Here is a 2,027-nt window from a genome sequence, read left to right as displayed (position 1 = left end):
TCCAAGCTCCAGCACCATCTTGAGCAACGGGCTGATTTCCTTCTGCGGCTTGGAAGCCTCGATCGACGACATCTGGGGGTCCTGTTTCTGCATGTGCCTGCTGCTCATAACACCAGCTTTGCGGCAAAACCATATCAAGGCGACCGGTGCTCCGCAAAGGCGAAGCACCAAACCGCCCCGTCAGGCGGCGACGCCGGCGATCGCCTCGGCGAAATCCTTGGCCTCGAAGGGTTCGAGATCGTCGATGCCTTCGCCGACACCGATGAAGTAGACCGGCAGCTTGTGCTTGGCGGAGATGGCGACGAGGATGCCGCCGCGCGCCGTGCCGTCGAGCTTGGTCATGATCAGGCCGCTGACGCCGGCGACGTTGCGGAATATTTCCACCTGTTGCAGCGCGTTCTGGCCGGTGGTGGCGTCGAGCGTCTGCAGCACCGTGTGCGGCGCGTCCGGATCGAGCTTGCCGAGCACGCGCACGATCTTTTCAAGCTCGGCCATCAACTCGGCCTTGTTCTGCAGGCGGCCGGCCGTATCGATGATCAGGACGTCGGACTTCTTCTCGCGCGCCTGCTGGAAGGCCTCATAGGCAAGGCCTGCCGCATCGGCGCCGAGCTTGGAGGAGACGATGTCGGAGTTGGTGCGGTCGGCCCAGATCTTCAGCTGCTCGATCGCGGCGGCGCGGAAGGTGTCGCCGGCGGCGAGCATCACCTTGAGGCCCGCGCCGGAGAGCTTGGCGGCGAGCTTGCCGATCGTCGTGGTCTTGCCTGTGCCGTTGACGCCGACGACGAGAATGACATGCGGCTTGTGGCTGAGGTCAAGTTCCAGCGGCTTGGCGACGGGCGAAAGCACCTTGGTGATCTCGCCGGCCATGATGCGCGACACGTCTTCGCCCGAGACATCCTTGCCGTAGCGCTCTGAGGCCAGCGTGTCGGTGATGCGCATCGCCGTCTCGACGCCGAGGTCGGCCTGTATCAAGAGATCCTCGAGATCCTGCAGCGTCGCTTCATCGAGCTTGCGCTTGGTGAACAGGCTGGCGATCTGGCCGGTCAGCTGCGACGAGGTGCGGGCAAGGCCGCGGCGCAGGCGCTGGTACCAGGTGAGCTTTTCTTTCGGCGCGGTGGGCGCTTCCTTCGGCTTGCCATCGGCGGTGGCAAAGCCCTTGGGGAGGGCTGCGGGCGCGACGACTTCGGCTTCTGCCGTGTTGCCTGCAGCAATCTCGGTCGTCGCTTCTGCCGTGTCGCTCTCTGTGGTTTCGAGACCCTCGCGGAGCTCTGCCGTTGCAGCTTCACCCCCCTCTGCCCTGCCGGGCATCTCCCCCACAGGGGGGGAGATCACACTGGGCTCGCTCTCGGTGTCAGGTGCGGTCGCTTCTACTGTCGTGATTTCTTCTGCTTCGGTTGCCGTGACGTCGCTTGCATTGGCATCGTCGGCCGTTGGCTCTGCTTCTGCCACGCGTTCAACGGTTTCGACCTCCGGGGAGGCTGTGACGATGTCGTCGAGATCTGCCGGCTTCTCGGCAGCAACAGATTCAGCAGTCTCGATCGCTGCAGTCTCTTCAGCGGCTGCCTCGACCTCCTCCTGCTCTCCCCCCTTATGGGAGAGATGTTCCGAAGGGAGAGAGGGGGGTGTGGCAACCGCAATGTCGTCCGATACGGCTTCTGCCTCGTCTTGTGCCAGTTCTTCGGCGTTGTCCGAAGCCGGCCCACCGGCGGTCTCGATTTCGGCTTCCAGCACCGGATCGGTGTCGGACAACGGCAAAGTCTCGATATCGACAGGCGGTTCAAAGTGGGCTTCAGGGCTCTCATCGACGATTTCTGTCTCGACAACGGGAGGCGTGTTTTCGACGGCTTGCGCCTCAACTTCGGGCGCCGAGACGATCGCCTCTTCCGGCGGCTTCGTTTCCTCCACCTCGCTCTTGCCGAAGGTGAAGATCCTCTTGATGAAACCCATTGCCATTCAGGAATTCCGCATAAATCAGGCCGCAGCCATCTGTTTTACCTGCATCGTCAGATGCTTGCCATTGTGGCCGG

The 2,027-nt window shown here is 62.9% G+C and carries 1 protein-coding gene; it reads right to left on the bottom strand.

Translation table 11 applies throughout. From position 1 onward, the window contains the following. Positions 1-180 precede the first annotated feature (180 nt). Entirely contained in the window at positions 181-1,947 is a 1,767-nt protein-coding gene (ftsY, locus tag VGO12_RS29870; protein ID WP_414650799.1) for a signal recognition particle-docking protein FtsY, read from the bottom strand. Positions 1,948-2,027 lie beyond the last annotated feature (80 nt).

Source organism: Ensifer sp. (assembly GCF_035999135.1).
In the GTDB taxonomy this organism is placed as follows: Bacteria; Pseudomonadota; Alphaproteobacteria; order Rhizobiales; family Rhizobiaceae; genus Ensifer.
The sequence above is the reverse complement of the archived record's forward strand: the minus strand, read 5'-3'. Positions and strand labels throughout refer to the sequence as shown.